Raw genomic sequence first — 16,620 nt, 5'->3', positions numbered from 1 at the left:
GCCCTGGCCACCTGGAGAACAATAAAATGACAGCGACTGTTTCCGCCCAAGCCGCCAAGCTCGCCCCCCAGCCCGTGCTGGACCTGGCCCCCGAGGCGCAGACGTTCACTGGCCGCGTGGCCTTGGTCACCGGCGCCGGCCGCGGTGCCGGCCGTGCCCACGCGCGCCTGCTGGCCGCCCGTGGCGCCGCCGTAGTGGTCAACGACATCGACGCCGACGTGGCCCAGGCCACGGCCGCCGAGATCAATGAGGCAGGCGGCACCGCCATCGCCCTGGCCTGCGACATCACCACCCGCGACAACGCCGAGCGCTTGATTGCCCAGGCCGTGGAGCACTTCGGCCAGCTGGACATCCTGGTGCACAACGCCGGGATGATGTACTCGCTCACCGGCCTTGAAGCCACCGACGACGCCAACTTCAACCAACTGCTGGCGATCAACGTGCACGCGCCGCTGTACCTGACCCGCGCGGCACTGCCGGCGCTGCGCAACAGCCGCGCGCCGCGGGTCATCTTCATCAACTCGCAGTGGGGCCAGGTGCCGGACGGGCATTCCTACGCCTACATGGTCTCGAAGACCGCGCAGCTGGGCCTGATGAAAACCATGGCCAAGGAGTTCGTGGGGCAGGGGATTCTGGTCAACGCCATTACCCCGGGCGCGATCCTGACGCGCATGGTGCCGGAGGAATACGTGGAAGGCGAAAAAGCCAACATTCCCCTCGGCCGCCTGGTGCACCCCGAGGAAATCGCCGCCGCCGTGGCGTTCCTGGCCAGCGACGAGGCGGCGTTCATCACCGGCCAGGTGCTGGCGGTGAACGGTGGCGCGCTGGTGGTAGGTATCTGACCAAGGCCTGATGAGGAGACGAACATGACCACAACCATCACCCAACGCCAACGCGCCGAAGCCGCCCTGCGCCGCCAGTGGTTCCCGGTGGCCCGCAGCACCGACCTGGCCACCCCGCAATCGGCCACCCTGCTGGGCCAGCGCCTGGTGGTGTACCGCACTGCTTCCGGCCAGGCCGTGGTGCAGGACGCCCGCTGCCCGCACCGCGGCGCCGACTTCGCCCTGGGCCAGGTGCACGGCGAGAACATTGCCTGCCCTTACCACGGCTGGCAGTTCGCGGCCGCCGACGGCAAGTGCAGCCACGTGCCGTCGCTGGAGGACCAGTGCAAGATCCCGCCCCAGGCGAAGATCGCCACCTACCGCGTCATCGAGCGCTTCGCCCACGTGTGGACGGTGCTGGAAGACCCGGTCGAGGACCTTTACGACCCCCAGCAGTGGAAAGACGTGGACCTGCAATGGCTGGCCGCCGAGCCGCTGCATTCGCCCACCGGCGTGGCCGTGGCCATCGAGAACTTCCGCGACGTGGCGCATTTCCCCTTCGTGCATTTTGTCTCCATGGGCCCCAGCAAGCACGTGGTGGAACCGCTGAAGGTGCGCCGCGACGGCCTCGACATCGTCATGGAGCGGCCACTGGACGCCGGCGACGGCGAGTGGGCCAACGACGGCGACTGCATGATGTATTACCACTGCGCCGCCCCGGGCCTGGCCACCATCACCTACGACTACGAGCGCCTGGGCAAGCGCGTGGTCGCCGGCTTCCCGTGCCCGGTGGCCTACGACGAGGTGAAAATCTTCTGGGGCGTGGCCAACGCCGTCGACTTCAAGGGCGCCAGCCTTGAAGAAAACCTGCGCATCGAAGAGATGGTCTACCTGGAAGACATGCCCATCGCCGCCGGCATCTTCCCGCGGGAAATCGACTGGGACGGCGTGTTCGTCGAGCACTCGGTGCCCGCCGACCTGTTCACCCTCAACTACCGCCGCGCCTTCCGCGAGTTCATCGACCGCGCGGTGCCGGAAGGTGCGGCATGAACCGCCCGGCCCAGGACCGGGAGGTGCTGATCAGCGCCATGCGCCTGGAGGCCGAGGGCGTCATGGCCCTGGAACTGCGGGCGCTGGGTGCAGATTCCGTGCCCGAGTGGCAGGCGGGGGCGCACATTGATGTGCGCCTGCCGTCGGGCACCGTGCGGCAGTACTCGTTGTGCGGCGATCCGTCGGACCGCCGCCACCTGCACATTGCCGTGCTGCGCGAGGACAAGGGGCGGGGTGGTTCGCGGGAGATCCACGACGAGCTGCGCGTGGGTCAGCGGCTGGCCATCAGTGCGCCGCGCAACGCCTTCGCCCTGGCGCCGGCGGCCGGCTACCAGTTCGTTGCCGGTGGCATAGGCATCACGCCAATCTTGCCGATGATCCTCGCAGCCGAGCGGGCAGGGGTGCCGTGGCACCTGGTGTACGGCGGGCGCTCGCGCGCCTCCATGGCATTTCTCGAACGCCTGCTGCCCCATGCCGGCGCGCACGTGCAGATCTTGCCGGCCGACGAGTTCGGCCTGCTGGACCTGGACGCCATCGCCGCCCGCGCCGCCGCCGGCGCCGAGACCTACAGCTGCGGCCCCGGCGTATTGCTGGACGCCCTGACCGCGCGCTTCCAGGCCCAGGAACTGGGCCAGCGCCTGCACCTGGAGCGCTTCAGCGCGGCGCCGTTACCAGTGGCAGCGGGCGAGGGCGGTGAACTGAAAGTGATCCTCGCGCGCAGCGGCCTGGAGGTGGACGTGCCGGCCAACCGTTCGATCATGCATGCCCTGCGCGACGTCGGCATCGAGGTGCCGTCGTCCTGCGAGCAGGGCGTGTGCGGGATGTGTGAAACGCGAGTGCTGGATGGCGTGCCGGACCATCGCGACATGCTGCTGACAGACCGCGAGCGGGCGCGCAACAACGTAATGATGGTGTGCTGTTCCCGCGCGAAAACCCCGACGCTGTTACTAGACCTGTAGCAGCGGCCAAAGGCCGCGTCATGGCCCACCACGGAGCTGGCAAGGGACGCGGCCTTGCGGCCGCTGCTACGGGGTGTAGCAGCGGCCAAAGGCCGCGTCTTGATTCGCCACTGAATCATACGTAATACGTATTAAATGATGTTAACGCCTTGCTCCGGTACGAACATGAAGCAATAGAAGTCATACTCCGCCACCAGCTCCCTGGAATCGGTGCTGGACACCGGCCCTTGGTTGACGGTCCAGTTGGCCGTCATCGGATTGCTGATCGGGTTGCCGGCAAAATCGAAATTGGTCACCTGGTCGGAACCATCCTTCTGAGACCACTGGTCACAGCTCCCCGAAGAGTTGTCGCAACGCGCCCAGTGATAGTCACCCGGCCAGTTGGCGTCGCCGGCAGGGGAGATCATCAGCGCCACGAAATGCCCGCCCAGGTAACCCGCGCGTACGCCAGCCCCAGGAGTGGTCCCTTGCCTCTCCGACTTGAACTTCATCAATTGCTGCATATCGGTACCCGCCAGCTGCAGGCCATCCTTGACCGCATAGCCACTGACCAGCGCGCCCAGGTCGGCGAACGGCTTCTTGAAATCGGCCGTCGTCAGTTGGTAACCGCTGCGCCTGCCCGGCTGGGGAAAGGTATTGGGCGTGATGTTGCAACCATAGGCATAGCAATTGTTGTTGGGCTGGAACTTGCTCGACATGAAGTAGCCCTGGCAGTCGCCAGCCGGGTTGTAGCGGCCGGATGGTTCACCTACCACCGTGGGCGCATATTGCGGCACACCGATGGTCTGTTGCTGGGGATAAACGATCGCGACCTGGACAAGCGTGGGCGCGATGTAATGCACATCCGGTGCCGCCGCCAGGGCTGCCCCGGTGACAATCTGGTGAAACTGGTCCTGCGGGGCAATCATGCCACTGAGTTTGAACTGCCGGGTGAAGGTAGCCATCTTGAGTTCCTCTCGTAAGGTTACACAGCGGGGTACAAGGTTGCGGCAACGGCGTTCGCCGAATAGTCCAGGACCTGCAAGGCCAGCGTGCTCGCAGAGGAGGGCGCGGACTTGTAGAACCCTGTGAGCACCAGTCGTGAAGAGGCGCCATCCGCACGGCCGGTGTTGGTGGCCCATAACGGTTGGTTGTCACGGCTGTAGAACACCAGGTTGCCGTCGTTCTGCATCACCAGGCGGCCTGGCAATGCACTGCTTGGCAAGGGCTGCGGCAGGCGCCATAGCGGCGCAACCATACCGGTGCCGTTCAGGAGCGGGCCGGCCGCCGGGTCGTTGACCAGCACCGCGCTGCCATCCAGCGCACTGATCGACTGCCCAGGCAGCAACTCGGCGTTGCCGCGGCTGTCGAGCTGGTTGACGCTGAGCATCTCGCCCGCAAGGTTGGTCTGGAACAGCTTCTGCACCTGCTCACGGCTCCAGCCCTTCGCGCCGGCTGCCGCCATCAACACCATCAGCTTCGCCAGCGCGGCCATGGGCGTCATGTCGGCCGGCGACAGCGCGCCCACCGCGGGCAGCCAGGCCCCAGCCGCATACGCGCCATTGTTCACCGTGCCGGCCACCACCTGAGTGCAGTCGACCAGGTTGACGCCTTGCCGGTTGGCCTGGGCCAGGGCCTGGTAGATCGCGCCCTCCGATGGCTTGTCCGGGTTGCCCGACGGGAAGTTGCCTTCGCCGTAAGCTTCCAGAATGATGCCCACCGCGCCGGCCTTGACCACCGCCTGCACCAGGTCAGCCATGAAGGCGCGGGCAGGCGCCATGCTGTATTGCGCCGGAAAGGCGTTGAGCTGCATCACCGGAAACCGGTCAATCGATTCCGCAATGGCGGCCACCAGCGCCTGCTGGCCGCGCAACACCGTGGCGTCATCCAGGCTGACGCCGGGGTGCACCGGCCCGGGCAGCCAAGTGGCGTTGTTGAGGGTCAGGTTGATGCCATAGTCGGCCAACGCAGGGTAATTGGGGGATGAAAACGCATCGAACGCACTGGCGTTGGTTTTCACCGCGCGGTTGCCCCGGTACAGCTGGTTGCGGAAATACACGCCCACCTCCGGCACCCCGACCTGGGCCAGGGCCAACGCGCCGCAGAAGTTCTGCAGGCCATCGGTGTTGTAGTTCAGCGTCAGCGGCGCGCCCTGGCTCGCCCGGTGGTAAAGCGGCACCTGCGAGCCGGTAATAATCACCGGCTTGCCCAGCGTAGCAACCGTCAGCCCCTGGCTGTCGAAGCCATTGAGCAGGAACGACAGCGCGGCACCGCTGAAATCCATGCTGTCGGTGCCGTGCAGCACCACGAAGCCGTCGTAGGCCGGGTAATTGTCCAGGATCGCCCGGGCCATGATGCACCAGTCGCTGGGCTGCAGGTTGGTGCTGTCCAGGGTCTTGGTGCTCGACTCGGGAAACGCCAGTGACGTCAGGTAATCCACCTGCAGGCTGGCAAACTGCTGATGCACGATGGGTTCGACCAGCGTGCGACTGGCGCCAGCGAACTCGCTGGCCGTCATCGGCGCAAGCGGCGATCCCACGCAACTGATGGTGCCGCCGGTATTAAGGACCAGAATCTTCATGAATGAGCCCTCTGTGGTTCAGCGTGCCAACAAGGCCGTGCGCAAACGCGCGAAGGACGGCGCCGTGGTGTCCCGCAGGTGCTGCTCGCTGAGGCTGACCACCGGCGCCATGGCGATGGCAAAGGCTGCGCCCAACCGCAACTGGTCCGAGAACCAGGGCGCTTCATAGGCCGGCGTGGTCGACCAGCCCTGGCGAATTTCATCGCTTTCCAGGCAGGCAATATTGGTGAACGCCGTGGTCGGGTCCGAAGCGCTCTTGCGAAATTGCAGGGCGATGGACGCAAGCTCCACCAACTCCTGGTGCGTAAACGGCAAGGCCGCATCGCGGATCTGCTGGGGCGGCACCTCCTGCCGGCGCATGATGCAGTACACCGTCTGGCCCCCACAGGACGGATCGCGCTGGAACAGCTGCAAGGTATAGGGCTGGTTGCCGGCCACCGCGTGGGTCGCGCCGTCGTAGCTCAACCCGAACATGCCGCGATTGCCTTCGCGCGGGTCACCTTGCAGCAGCGAAAGTTGCGACCGGACCACCTTGGCACCCAGCTGTGCGATGCAACGCTGCAACTGGGCGGCGTTTTGCTGCGACGTGTCATTGTCAGCAGGGTTGGCGCCCTGGGCGAACACCTGGTACTGGTCCGCAGCTTGCCCGGCGATTACATCAAAGAACGTGGTGATGCACGCCGGGCTGTCCAGGTGGGCGAGGGTGACCGCTTGCTCCAGCCCGTGGCTGGCCACCACGGCAACGATAATGCACGACGTCGCGCTGTCCGAATAACAAGTGAGCGGCTGGCCCTGGACCAGCTCGAACCGCCGGTAGTTACCCTGGTCCACATAATGAAAACCGGCCTCGGGCGGTAGCACGGCAGGGCGGTCGTTCAATTCAAAGGCAATATCAATGTCCACAGTCAACACTCCCTGTGTGTGGGTTGGATGAGGCATCAAGGCATGGATGTAGCAGGCGCGGAGGCGTCAGTTCACGGTGGATGAGCAGCGAACAGGCAGGCGGCGGGAGGCGCAACGTAGTAGCGCGATGATCCACGCGAAGCGATGGATGACGGATGAGAAGCGCGGCCTTGCGCAAGTAATGACATGAGAGCGACTTCCGTTTCGAAGTGCTTGAAGCGTAGATGCCCGTGGTGGCTTGGCAAGGGAGAGAGGCGAACGACGAGACGAACGTGCAAAGATAACTCAACTAAATAGTTCTTTAGTTGAGTTAACGCTGAAGGCCGGGGAAAACGATGAAGGAGGGTGCCTATCCTACAACCCTTTCATGCAATTGCGCACGTCATCATCAATCAGGTTGCCCGGCCTGATGTAGACGACCGCGCCTTGGCTCAAATTCTCGATTTTGAAGCGCGTTCCTACGTGAAATCTGTGCCCATTACCCCTGCGGGCACGCCCGGATTTCGCGTAGGAGCGCGCTTTTTATGCTGCAACGCGTTGAATTTCAACGATAAATCGGCATTCATCGGCCATGCTTCAGCCGCGCGATACGGCAAATCGGAAAATCCCCAGCACTACACAACGCCTGGCGTGCATTCAATCAACGGGATTCGTTAACGTCCGAGACACCTATCACCAGGCAGCAGACTCAAGGAAGCGCGATGTATACCTACAAGATGGTCCAAGTGCCACCGACCATTCAGGTCCAGGCCAGCAAACACCGTGGCAACGAAGCCGCCTTGTACCTGCAGCACGTCGTCAACCAACACGCGGCCGAAGGCTGGGAGTTCTACCGAATCGACTCGATTGGCGTCGCGGTCAAGGCCGGATGCCTCGACGCCTTGCGCGGGAAGAAAGACTCGCTGGCGAGCTACCACGTCATATCGTTGCGCAAGCCGGCGTGATGGTTCGTGCATCGGTGTACGGCATTCGGCTTTACCAACGTGTCGCGCCGGCGCGGTTGAGAGATGCGTGCAGGTTCGAGCTGTCGAGAAACAATAAAAACGCGAAAGCGCAACCTATTGAAAAATAAGTACATTTTCCTTTGCCCTTGCTGTTTTTGTTACCGGAGCTACAATTTTCGCATATTTAATTGCGTTTCTGGCGATCCTCGCATAATTAAGTACGGAGAAATCTGTGCAAAAGATCAACATCACGCCCGGGGCTGTAGTGCTGGTCGGCAGCCGGAAGGTAGAGATCATCGGTACCGAATCGCCCTCAGAAATCCGCGTCCGAGATACGGAGACAGGACAAATTTTTCTAGTGGCGCCTGGTGACATCGGACTTCAGTTTCGATCGCTCGAAGGCAAGCCTGATCAGGATTCGCCTAACTGTGAGGGGGCGCCTCTCATTGAAGAGTGTCGCCAAATTGATATTGATTTGGCCTCATTTCGCTATGATATTTTAAGCCCATTCGCAGGGAGAAGGGGAATTCCTAAGAGTGATATTGAAGGTCTGGCTACTACTCTGGAAGTTAGTGCCTCACAAGTCTATAGGCTTCTAGATAAACTGGATACATCTATTGGCGCATTAAGTCTCATTCCTCAGCGCCGCGGTCGCCCAAAGGGCACTAAGATCATTGGTGAAAAGGTAGAGGAAGTTATTTGTGAGACCATAGATGAGTATTACAATGGCCCAGGGATCAGCTATCAGGAAATATTTAAGAAAGTAGAGGAAAAGTGCTTTTTTCTGTCTTTGCCTCCACCTGGTGAGAGCACGGTCACGCAAAGAATAAAAGAACGACCCAAAAAAGAGTTGCTAAAGAAAACTGTAGGGGCCAAAGCTGCTCGCCAGCAGCTCGAAGTGCGAGGCGGAAAGTTGATGTTGGAGCGCCCCTTGCAGCTAGTGCAGATAGACCACGCTTTGATGGATTGTATTATCGTGGGAGGTGAGCAACGCTGGCCGTTAGGGCGACCTTGGGCAACAATTGCTATTGATGTTTTCACTAGAGCAATTCTAGGCATACATCTGTCATTAATGCACCCTTCATCGATGTCCGTGGCTTTGTGTATTTCTCATGCCCTGCTACCAAAAGATCAATGGCTTAAAAAAATAGAGATGGAGGCGTGTGAATACCCTTTCTATGGCGTGCCCGAGAGGATCCATGTGGACAACGCCAAAGAATTCAAGTCTAAAAATCTCTCGAATAGTTGTCGGCGATACAATATTGAATTAACGTATCGCCCCAAAGGGAAGGCATACAATGGAGCGCATATAGAACGTTTGATTGGTACATTTATGCGAAAAGTCCACTTGTTGCCAGGCACTACCATGTCCGACATCAAGGCCAAGGGAGATTACCAAAGTGAAAAATATTCCGCCTTAACACTTTCCGAACTACGTGATTGGTTTGTTACGGAGATTGAGATATATCATAAAAAAAAGCACTCTGCGCTGGGTTGCTCGCCCTTGCACCAGTGGGAGCGTCATTTCAGGCAGCCTGATGGCGGGCTTGTTTTTCCACCCATTGTTGAGGACAAACGGCGACTACTGATTGATTTTATGCCCATGAAGGCACGAGTCCTTGGTAGAAGTGGTATAAGGATACATAACTTAGATTACTATTCTCAGGCGCTTGGAAACTTTGATATAGGAACGAAATGTAGTGTTCGATTCGATCCTGAGTCCCTCAGCAAGATTTGGGTGCTACCTGAAGGAGAGCGCCACTACCTTGAAGTTCCATATTCTGATCTGCGTCTGCCGGATGCGTCGTTATCAGAATTCACCCTGGCCAGAAATAAGTTGAATTTGGAAAGCAACAGAAGAGTTGCTCCTGAAGAAGTTTTTAAGCTTGTCAAAAAAAATGAAGAGTTGGTTCAGCAAGCTCGGGTTCGGACGAAAAAAGCCAGAAAAACTAGCGAGCGCAATAAGATCCGGCGAACCGACCCAAGTCACCCACTTAATGAGCTTGCTCTGGTAGCGTCTCCAGCAGCAACGGCTGATTATAGTCGCAAACCGACAGCGTATGATATTGAAGATCAATGATGGTTTAAAGAGGCGCAAAATGCATAATGCTCCTATTAATCTAGACCATATATCGCCTGCTCGGCAGCATACAGCCCGCTTGGATGCGGGCGAGCGAATATCTTTAATCTACAGGGACTATTGGATTAATTACCCAGACGTTAATACTATCCGAGGAGTGGTTCGAGCGGTCTACGAAATGCCTCCAAAAGTTCAGGCACAATGCATATTGGTGGCCGCACCACCTGGCATGGGCAAGAGTAGCCTGTTCGCTAAAGTTCAGGCGGATCTTGAAACACTTCGGAAGCGCCATGCGGAACAGAAAGGGTATATTGCGTTTTCGCTAGCCCCCGATCCGACTCTAGGAGGATTTGAAGAGTGCTTTAGCGAGGCGCTGGGAGTCCCTATCGGGAGAATCAGGAACGGCCTAGTGCCAGACTCCTTTAGGCGCCTAGTCCACCTAAGGAAAATGCGCGTTGTTTTAATTGATGAAGTTCACAACTTGCTGAATGCCAATAGAACTGATCAACGGAAAAACTTGGCATTCTTGAGAGCGTTAAGCGGCCCTCCGTTGTCGCTATCTATTGTGGCGTTCGGTACAAACGAAGCCGTTAACGCTGTGAGCAGTGACGAACAGTTAGAGCGGCGCTTTGAAACATACGATTTGCCACGCTGGAAAGAGGATGAAAGATTTCGATCTTTTCTGGCAGGATATGAAAGCTTATTGCCATTGCAAAGGCCTTCGGAGTTGTGGGCGCAGGATAAGGTTAAGTATTTGCTGCAATCAACTTCAGGTGTAACTGATGCGATCGTCAAACGGATTACCCGAGGCGCAGTTTGGGCTATCATTGAAGGAAAGGAAAAAATTGATCTTTCGTGTTTGCAAAAAGCGATAAACATCCCTCCTTACCTGGATACCTTTGAAGAATGAGAAGCCATTCAAGTTTCTCGGGATTAATCAAACCCATACCCGGTGAGGCGCTTTCCAGTTGGCTGGAGCGGGGAGCTCGGGCTAAAAATCCTCTCCCTTTTGTCCGGGCTATCAGTGCACTTAAGGCGTTAGGGATTGCCGATGTAGACCAGCCTCTGACAAATAGGATTTGGTCTAAGGCTTCGAGGTGTTTGGGGGATGATAAATATGCTTTACAATCCGCTTTTCAATCCCATGGCGATTGGTTGAGAATTGAGCCAAACCGTAGACAAGTGATGTGCGAATATTGCTTGATGGATGACTTCGCATCATATCGTAGGCCTTCGATGAGAGACTGCTGGTTTTATTGGTGGTTCACTATATGCCCAGTTCATGGAAGCTTGCTGTCTTCTTACGGAAGTACATCGGCGGCTGAGGGACTTATTAATGCACTTCGTGGTCAGATGCTTGGCGCCCCTAGGCAATCTTTATCTTTGTGGAGGCCAAAGCAGGCGTTTTCAATGTGCCAGATGAAAGCGTTGACTGGTAGAACATATAATATTTTGAAGCTTATGGCATTTCACTTTCAGAGGTGGTACATGAAAGGTGTGCTTGAAAATAAATTTCTGATCGGCGAAGGGAAGGTGCCTGTTTGTGCCAAAGAGCTGGAGCAATTTATGGGGGATCTAATTGCCGTGATCGGTAAAAAGCGGTGCGATTCGGAAGATTCGCAGGCATATATTGCAGAGATTCTAAATATAAGATCTTGGTCGTCGCTCAGCTCCACTCAATTGCCAGCGGCTGGATGTAAAGCTTTTTTATGTTTTGATATTGGTGAGCATAACAGCTCCATCCGCATGGCTATGTTCGCTCTGCTTGGATTATTCATTGAAGTTCCGGCGTGCAGATTGATATGGCACCTTGGTAGCCGCGAAGGGCCGTTTGGGTTTGAGATGGAGCGCCCTGAGGTTCACCATCTCTGGTGGAGGATGCTTAGTGAGGTTTGGAGGAGCACTGAATACCTCGAATGGTTGAAAGATCGCTCTCAACATTGGAGCGACACGATTTTGAGCACATTTGGCCACCTACTGGCTGGCAAACCGGTCAACTACAGTCCATTTTTTATTAAGCATTGATTTGGAACGTCCCGTTGAACGTAAATTGCCTTGCGCAGATGTATTTGTAGTAGTCAGAAAAATATGTGTGATCTGACAATGCCCTTTATTTCAGTAATGAGAAATATTCAAACGGACAAGTGTGAGAACGAGTATGACTGCAACCATTACAGTGCTGATGGTGCGGCCCCACTGCTTAACGCTCAGTTCGCGGCAGGTTTGCGTCCAGCGTAAAGAGGCGAGGTCGCGGGCTCAGTGATTAAGCGCGTGCTCTATTAACGTCGGCGTAGTAGATCTGCCGTACGGAAGAATCTTGACAAGGCATTTCAAACTCACCTTGCTCGGTGACCAGTCGGTAAACCCATCGATCCAAAAGAACGTCGCGAGCGCTCTCAACTGCAGCGATCTGCTCCATACTCCACAGCTCTGATCCGTTCATAGCCGGGGGGATGACCATCATGATTGATCTGACGGTTGCGGCGAATGAGCCACAGTCTAGTAGTCGTACCACCTTGTCTATATCCGAGACCAACAGCGTCCGAGAAAAGTCTACCTCCCCCTCCTTCCCACGAATGGTCATCTGAAACCAAGGGGTTTCCAGGTCCCGCTCGACGACCGCCCACCGCTTGATTTTCAGATCGAAGGGTAGGGCTGGCCGTAGTTCCGCAGCCGGTTGTGTAAAAAACATTGGGAAATCTCTTCGAAAAATGAACACTATAGATTGTAGCCCTAAAGTGATCGCGAAGGCTTCATCGTTTCTTTTGCGAGCGATGAAAAATGGAGATAAAACAGGCGTTTGGCGCGGCACTCCGTGCTCGACGACAGCAAAGCGGTCTCACTCAGGAAGACTTCTCGGAAATTAGTAGTCGCACCTACCTCAGCACACTTGAGCGGGGTATCAAATGCCCCACGCTTGAGAAGGTTGTGGAGCTGGCCTCCGTGTTGGAGGTACATCCGTTGACCTTAATGACGGAGGCGTTCTTGGCCGCCAATTCTTCGCTTACGCTGACATCATTGCTCGAAATTATCCGGGAAGAGACTCGGGGTGCTGCTGACCTGTGCTGACCGGGACCGGCCTGGGAGAGGCATCCTAGTGATTCCCCACTGTACGTCTTATAAGGGGCACGCGGCCTGCTTGGCCGCGCGCATTGGTACTGGTGGCCTTAGGAGGGGGCTTGGGCTGGTCGATTATGAAGCTGGCGTAGACAGACAGGTTTGTCATAGTAGTCAAACCGCAATACTATCTGTTTACCCCTTTAGACTCGCGAGGTCTCCATGAGCAAGCAAAAACACGAACCGGAGCGAATGATGGTTGCTCGTTTTCAGGCGGAAGCACGCGCAACGCTGACTCAGCGGGCTAACAACCCCAGCCGTTTTCTCGATCTTGCCTTGGCCGAAGGCCGAGAGTTTGAGCCAGTAGGCCGGTTGGCTGGTAAAAAATGACTTCACCGTAAAAAGCTGCCTGCAAGCTAATAAAAAAAACGGCGATTTACCAGCAGGGAAAGCGCCGTTTTTTTTTTGCTTGGACACTGATTCTTGCCAAGACCGAAAGAGCGTTCTGGCTAGGAGCCTAAAGGCCTGCTTTTTGATCGGCGTCGGGGCTCACAATCTATAGCTCATCCGACGGCAGTGGCCTCTTCCATACTAAGAGGCCAGCCCCCTAATAGGGAAAAACCGCCGTATTTAAGGCGCCTGAAGCATCGCCAGTTGAGGATGGTTCGGGAAATCTTCCTTTGCTGTACCAAGCAAGCTATCGAAGTTAATACTCCTGCCACCCCCGCCCTGTTTCAGCGTACGAAGCGCAGCATGCCAAGCAGCCTGGCCGCTGGGATGAAACTGGATACGTGAGAGGTCACCTCCGGCGCGGCTCCATGCCTCTTGGTCACGCGGCCCGAATGGGTAAAGCTCGACCAAGACCTTCTCTAGCGCCGACCATGGGAGATGCTCTTGCACCGGTAGCGTGATCTCAGGACTGTACGGCGACTTCTTCCCACCTTGGCTCAGCGCGACAGCGAAATTTACTTCAACGTTGTCGGCCTTAAAAATTGGGTGCTGGCTGCCTGGAATAAGCTTGGGTACCTCCTGGGAGACGTAGTTAAACAGGTCAAAGACCTTGATGAAGCCGCTTGCGCTTTGGTCGGCAGCTCCGCGTAAACCCGCCAACAGTGCAGTTGTGAATACGCTGTTCCTTGCGCCGGCAAACACGGACGAGACTTCGTCAGCACGACACGATGCCATTAGTGCACGTCCGCTGCCAACTGCCAGCTTTGCGAAGGTGTTTTGGCTATAGCCAGACTTGACCTCTTGGCCTTTGTCATCAGTCAAACTCTTCGAGATCGCAGCGCCTCCAGCATGACAAGCGTCAATGAAGACCAGAAGTCGCTTCGCCTTGATCTTCGCAAGTGCAGCAGCTAGCTCATTCGAGCTAATGGATGTGTTTTCAATGTCAGCGAGATCGCTATCCACAGTGACCAGCACGCTGTCTTCATTTCCTGGACTACCCACGACGCCACCGTGGCCGGAGAAGAACACGCAGGCTGTATCATCAGGCCCCGCCCGAGTCGCCAGTTCGTCTAGCCCCGTCAAAACAGCTGCCCGAGTAGCGTTAGCATCTAAAAGAGTGACGACGTTGGCGGGAGGGTAGCCACAGTGCTTCGGCGATGATAGCGTCGCCGCGACGTCATTGACGTCGTTCAGAATCGCGGCAGGTAGTCTGGAGATTTGCTGATAATTCGCCACGCCGATTAGAAGGGCGTGGCCTTGCGGGTAGCCAGTTGTGTTCATGTTTCAACCATGGGTATGTGGGAGTTTCAACGCCGGCCAACAATGTCCGTGTCGCTGATATAGAGACGCAGCTTCTCGTTCATAGGGAAGTCCCCGCACATAATTTTAAGCAGATCACGTGCAGTCGGCCGGCCGCCGAAACGGATTGTATTCAATGCAGTGTGCCAACGTGTGGCCCCATTTTGAGACCGTCCGGGCAGGTCGGAATTCTTGCCTCCGGCGCGTGACCAGAGCTCATCGCTGTCCGGACCGCTTGGGTAGAGTTCACGGGCCTCATCTTCGAAGGCTTTCCACTTCTCGGCAGCACTTAGTGTTGAGATTCCAAGCTTCCAACGCGTATAAAAGCTAAACAAGTCTGCGCACAGCCTTAGCGCTGGCTTGATGTCTGGACGATCGGCAAGCCGGTCCAAAAGATGTGTAGCCGCGCGCTTCCAATGCCGACACGCCACTAGCGTTCCCAGCAACTCAAAATCCGCGTGAGAAAGCATGCGAGCTTCATTCAAGAGGTTGTTTAGCCATGCAATAAACACCTCTTCGGGAAGCGACGGGAGGCCACTGACAATTGCTAAACTCACATCAACCGGCACTGATGAGTCCTTAAGCAATGAGCCTAAGTCTGAGCTCACTATGATTGCGCGCTCCAGAGGTGCTTCAGGGGAAGTCACCTCCGCGCCTTTCGCCGCGACTTTCAGCCAGGCGGATGCCGTTGCCTGCAGGTAGTGGTCACGCTGCGAAGCGGGCAGAAGCGACCACAGTCGCGCCCGCTGCGGGGTGGCGTGGAGGTCCGCTAATGGGGTCTTTGCCAGCATCTCGAGTAAGTCGGTGTCAACGGGGAGCCCTTCGACGAGTTTAGCTAGAACAGTGTCACGCGCACCGTTGGCATTGCTTGGTGCGCTCCACAGGGAACAATTCTTGCCGATCGCGGCGGCCCACACCTTTTGCTCTATGATGTCGTCACAGCTGATGTTAGCCAAGATCTGGGGGTGGGCTGCCGCAAGGTCTGCACATAGTCCAACCAAGCGCAAGTCCTTATGCGTGAGAACGCATTCCAACACCTGGGATGGGTTTGCGTACCGAAGGGCTGCCCGCAAACCAGTACTGTGGTTTGGGTCCTTGTCCACCTCAAGCTGCTGGCCTGTGGCAGCGAGAGGGGGGAGCGTTGAAGCTAGTACGGCGCCGTACGCAGTCAGCCAGCGCTTCTTCAGCAGCGGCGATAATAGGACGGCTGGAGTGGTAACGTGGAGTTTTCCTGGCACTTCCCTCGCCAGCCGCTGCTCAACTGCCGCTTCCACTGGTAGGATACCTAGAGCCACGGCGAATGCGGCTTGGCTACGTTCGGTCCATCTCCAAATTGCTTGCGACATAGCGGGCCGATCTCGACGAGCGGCAGTCGATAAGCCGGCTGTCACCGCAGCGCGCCACGACGGCAATGCGAGATCCTCATCAGCGGCAGCTGCGACTACCTGCATTAAGTCGCTGTCGTCCGCAGGCGCAAATCCGAGGTTACTAACGAGGAGTTCGACAGCCGACCACAGCGACTGCCTATTGGCAAAGCCAGAGAGCGCCAAATTCCTCGTTAGCAGCAACTGTTTGCAGTCTGCGCCTGGAGTCAATGCCGTGAGCCGACCGATGAGCTTGTCCTTGATGCTTGCACCTAACATCGGTTGATTTGAGAGGCCGTCTACCAGCCGTATCGCAGCCAACAAATCATCGAACCTTTCGCCGGCAGAGAGGAGGGTTTGCAGCCGTTCAAGCCGGCTCAATTCTCTGAGCGTATGAACTCCAAGGCCCAGGTCCTCGGCGAGAGCCAGGACAGGCTGCACGTCGCGCTGGCCGCAGAGAATTCCAGCGGGTTCAGAATTCGGGGTTTGATCATCTGGCTTGACCATCCGATGCTTTGTCCAGCGAGCTTGGAGCTGCTCTGGCGTGCATACAAGCGCCGGCGTGGGCTGCTCCACCAGGTCGTTCGGCCCGAAGCTCAGCCGGAACGCGAAGGTTCGTCTTAAGGCTGGCCAGAGATTCTTCCACAGTGAATCAACGAGGTGCTCGAATCCCTGGACGCCCAGTCGGACAACTGGAGCGAGTCCTTGGGCTGTCAACGCGTTGGCTGTACCGATCAAGTCAGCGGCCGGCGGATAGTTGCTGCCGGGATTGTCAAATTCAAGCGTTACCACCGAGCCATGGCATTCTGTGATCGAAGCGCTCAGGTGACCAAATAGCGCGGACATGCTTGCCACCTCACACATATCGTCCAAGCTGAGGATTAGTGCATGAGTTAGCACCATGCCGCCTCGCGATGCGCTCGAATCAAGGAACGTGCGAGCAAGAACGTAGTGGTCGTCGATGGGAAAGCCGCGAAGAAATGGCGACCAACCTTGGACGCCTGGGGGTACGACATCTGGCAAGTCAAGTTTTGATGCGATAGCAGCAGCTACCGGTGCATTCGTGCTTGATGTTCTCAGTCCGTGACCACGGCCAAGGATCTCACCATAAACGGCCTGCTCCACTCGCATGC

The 16,620-nt window shown here is 57.3% G+C and carries 15 protein-coding genes; 10 read left to right on the top strand and 5 right to left on the bottom strand.

Going from position 1 to position 16,620, the window contains the following annotated elements; genetic code table 11:
• Positions 1-26: 26 nt before the first annotated feature.
• Genes AC0Z2B_RS08980 through AC0Z2B_RS08970 form a run of 3 tightly spaced genes read left to right on the top strand, consistent with a single transcriptional unit; the run spans position 27 to position 2,830 of the window.
• Positions 27-842: an SDR family NAD(P)-dependent oxidoreductase gene (locus AC0Z2B_RS08980; RefSeq protein ID WP_476296117.1), complete on the top strand. Its 816-nt coding sequence runs from the start codon at positions 27-29 to the stop codon at positions 840-842.
• A gap of 24 nt (positions 843-866) precedes the next feature.
• The gene (locus tag AC0Z2B_RS08975; RefSeq protein WP_476296115.1) at positions 867-1,871 is read left to right on the top strand and encodes a Rieske 2Fe-2S domain-containing protein; all 1,005 of its coding nucleotides are present in this window, start codon (positions 867-869) and stop codon (positions 1,869-1,871) included.
• On the top strand, positions 1,868-2,830 hold the full coding sequence (locus AC0Z2B_RS08970) for a PDR/VanB family oxidoreductase (RefSeq protein WP_476296113.1): 963 nt from the start codon (positions 1,868-1,870) through the stop codon (positions 2,828-2,830). Before AC0Z2B_RS08975 ends, AC0Z2B_RS08970 begins: the two co-directional genes overlap by 4 nt.
• A 131-nt stretch (positions 2,831-2,961) precedes the next feature.
• Here the strand turns inward: AC0Z2B_RS08970 and AC0Z2B_RS08965 are convergent, their stop codons facing one another.
• From AC0Z2B_RS08965 to AC0Z2B_RS08955, 3 genes are read right to left on the bottom strand one after another with little or no spacing between them, the layout of a single operon-like run.
• A complete protein-coding gene (locus tag AC0Z2B_RS08965; RefSeq protein WP_476296111.1) occupies positions 2,962-3,774 on the bottom strand; it encodes a hypothetical protein in 813 nt (270 codons plus the stop codon).
• 20 nt (positions 3,775-3,794) lie between these two features.
• A complete protein-coding gene (locus AC0Z2B_RS08960; RefSeq protein WP_476296109.1) occupies positions 3,795-5,390 on the bottom strand; it encodes an asparaginase in 1,596 nt (531 codons plus the stop codon).
• A gap of 18 nt (positions 5,391-5,408) precedes the next feature.
• Positions 5,409-6,293, bottom strand: a complete 885-nt coding sequence (locus AC0Z2B_RS08955; RefSeq protein ID WP_476296107.1) for a hypothetical protein — start codon at positions 6,291-6,293, stop codon at positions 5,409-5,411.
• 345 nt (positions 6,294-6,638) lie between these two features.
• Here AC0Z2B_RS08955 and AC0Z2B_RS08950 point away from each other — a divergent pair, with 345 nt between their 5' ends.
• The 7 genes from AC0Z2B_RS08950 (at position 6,639) to AC0Z2B_RS08920 (ending at position 12,764) form a co-directional block, all read left to right on the top strand.
• The gene (locus AC0Z2B_RS08950) at positions 6,639-6,950 is read left to right on the top strand and encodes a hypothetical protein (protein WP_476296105.1); all 312 of its coding nucleotides are present in this window, start codon (positions 6,639-6,641) and stop codon (positions 6,948-6,950) included.
• 44 nt (positions 6,951-6,994) lie between these two features.
• Positions 6,995-7,237, top strand: coding sequence for a DUF4177 domain-containing protein (locus AC0Z2B_RS08945; protein WP_416424308.1), 243 nt, complete (start codon positions 6,995-6,997; stop codon positions 7,235-7,237).
• A 232-nt stretch (positions 7,238-7,469) separates the two neighbouring features.
• Entirely contained in the window at positions 7,470-9,317 is a 1,848-nt protein-coding gene (locus tag AC0Z2B_RS08940) for a Mu transposase C-terminal domain-containing protein (protein WP_476296103.1), read from the top strand.
• The gene (locus AC0Z2B_RS08935; RefSeq protein WP_476296101.1) at positions 9,298-10,227 is read left to right on the top strand and encodes a TniB family NTP-binding protein; all 930 of its coding nucleotides are present in this window, start codon (positions 9,298-9,300) and stop codon (positions 10,225-10,227) included. The genes AC0Z2B_RS08940 and AC0Z2B_RS08935 overlap by 20 nt, the downstream gene beginning before the upstream one ends.
• A 578-nt stretch (positions 10,228-10,805) precedes the next feature.
• Entirely contained in the window at positions 10,806-11,342 is a 537-nt protein-coding gene (locus AC0Z2B_RS08930) for a hypothetical protein (RefSeq protein WP_476296099.1), read from the top strand.
• Between the two features lie 756 nt (positions 11,343-12,098).
• Entirely contained in the window at positions 12,099-12,386 is a 288-nt protein-coding gene (locus AC0Z2B_RS08925) for a helix-turn-helix domain-containing protein (protein WP_476296097.1), read from the top strand.
• 210 nt (positions 12,387-12,596) lie between these two features.
• The gene (locus tag AC0Z2B_RS08920; RefSeq protein ID WP_476296095.1) at positions 12,597-12,764 is read left to right on the top strand and encodes a hypothetical protein; all 168 of its coding nucleotides are present in this window, start codon (positions 12,597-12,599) and stop codon (positions 12,762-12,764) included.
• A gap of 240 nt (positions 12,765-13,004) precedes the next feature.
• Here the strand turns inward: AC0Z2B_RS08920 and AC0Z2B_RS08915 are convergent, their stop codons facing one another.
• Both AC0Z2B_RS08915 and AC0Z2B_RS08910 read right to left on the bottom strand, forming a co-directional pair.
• Positions 13,005-14,105, bottom strand: a complete 1,101-nt coding sequence (locus tag AC0Z2B_RS08915; RefSeq protein WP_476296093.1) for a caspase family protein — start codon at positions 14,103-14,105, stop codon at positions 13,005-13,007.
• 26 nt (positions 14,106-14,131) lie between these two features.
• Positions 14,132-16,618, bottom strand: coding sequence for a GAP1-N1 domain-containing protein (locus AC0Z2B_RS08910; protein WP_476296092.1), 2,487 nt, complete (start codon positions 16,616-16,618; stop codon positions 14,132-14,134).
• Positions 16,619-16,620: the final 2 nt, after the last annotated feature.

The sequence above is a fragment of the Pseudomonas sp. GYB4201 genome (assembly GCF_056312595.1).
The sequence above is the reverse complement of the archived record's forward strand: the minus strand, read 5'-3'. Positions and strand labels throughout refer to the sequence as shown.

What these genes read in the sequence shown, in the direction of transcription:
- AC0Z2B_RS08980 (WP_476296117.1), top strand. Translation starts at nt 27, where the DNA reads ATGACAGCGACTGTTTCCGCCCAAGCCGCCAAGCTCGCCCCCCAGCCC.
- AC0Z2B_RS08975 (WP_476296115.1), top strand. Translation starts at nt 867, where the DNA reads ATGACCACAACCATCACCCAACGCCAACGCGCCGAAGCCGCCCTGCGC.
- AC0Z2B_RS08970 (WP_476296113.1), top strand. Translation starts at nt 1,868, where the DNA reads ATGAACCGCCCGGCCCAGGACCGGGAGGTGCTGATCAGCGCCATGCGC.
- AC0Z2B_RS08965 (WP_476296111.1), bottom strand. Translation starts at nt 3,774, where the DNA reads ATGGCTACCTTCACCCGGCAGTTCAAACTCAGTGGCATGATTGCCCCG.
- AC0Z2B_RS08960 (WP_476296109.1), bottom strand. Translation starts at nt 5,390, where the DNA reads ATGAAGATTCTGGTCCTTAATACCGGCGGCACCATCAGTTGCGTGGGA.
- AC0Z2B_RS08945 (WP_416424308.1), top strand. Translation starts at nt 6,995, where the DNA reads ATGTATACCTACAAGATGGTCCAAGTGCCACCGACCATTCAGGTCCAG.
- AC0Z2B_RS08935 (WP_476296101.1), top strand. Translation starts at nt 9,298, where the DNA reads ATGATATTGAAGATCAATGATGGTTTAAAGAGGCGCAAAATGCATAAT.
- AC0Z2B_RS08930 (WP_476296099.1), top strand. Translation starts at nt 10,806, where the DNA reads ATGAAAGGTGTGCTTGAAAATAAATTTCTGATCGGCGAAGGGAAGGTG.
- AC0Z2B_RS08925 (WP_476296097.1), top strand. Translation starts at nt 12,099, where the DNA reads ATGGAGATAAAACAGGCGTTTGGCGCGGCACTCCGTGCTCGACGACAG.
- AC0Z2B_RS08920 (WP_476296095.1), top strand. Translation starts at nt 12,597, where the DNA reads ATGAGCAAGCAAAAACACGAACCGGAGCGAATGATGGTTGCTCGTTTT.
- AC0Z2B_RS08915 (WP_476296093.1), bottom strand. Translation starts at nt 14,105, where the DNA reads ATGAACACAACTGGCTACCCGCAAGGCCACGCCCTTCTAATCGGCGTG.
- AC0Z2B_RS08910 (WP_476296092.1), bottom strand. Translation starts at nt 16,618, where the DNA reads ATGCGAGTGGAGCAGGCCGTTTATGGTGAGATCCTTGGCCGTGGTCAC.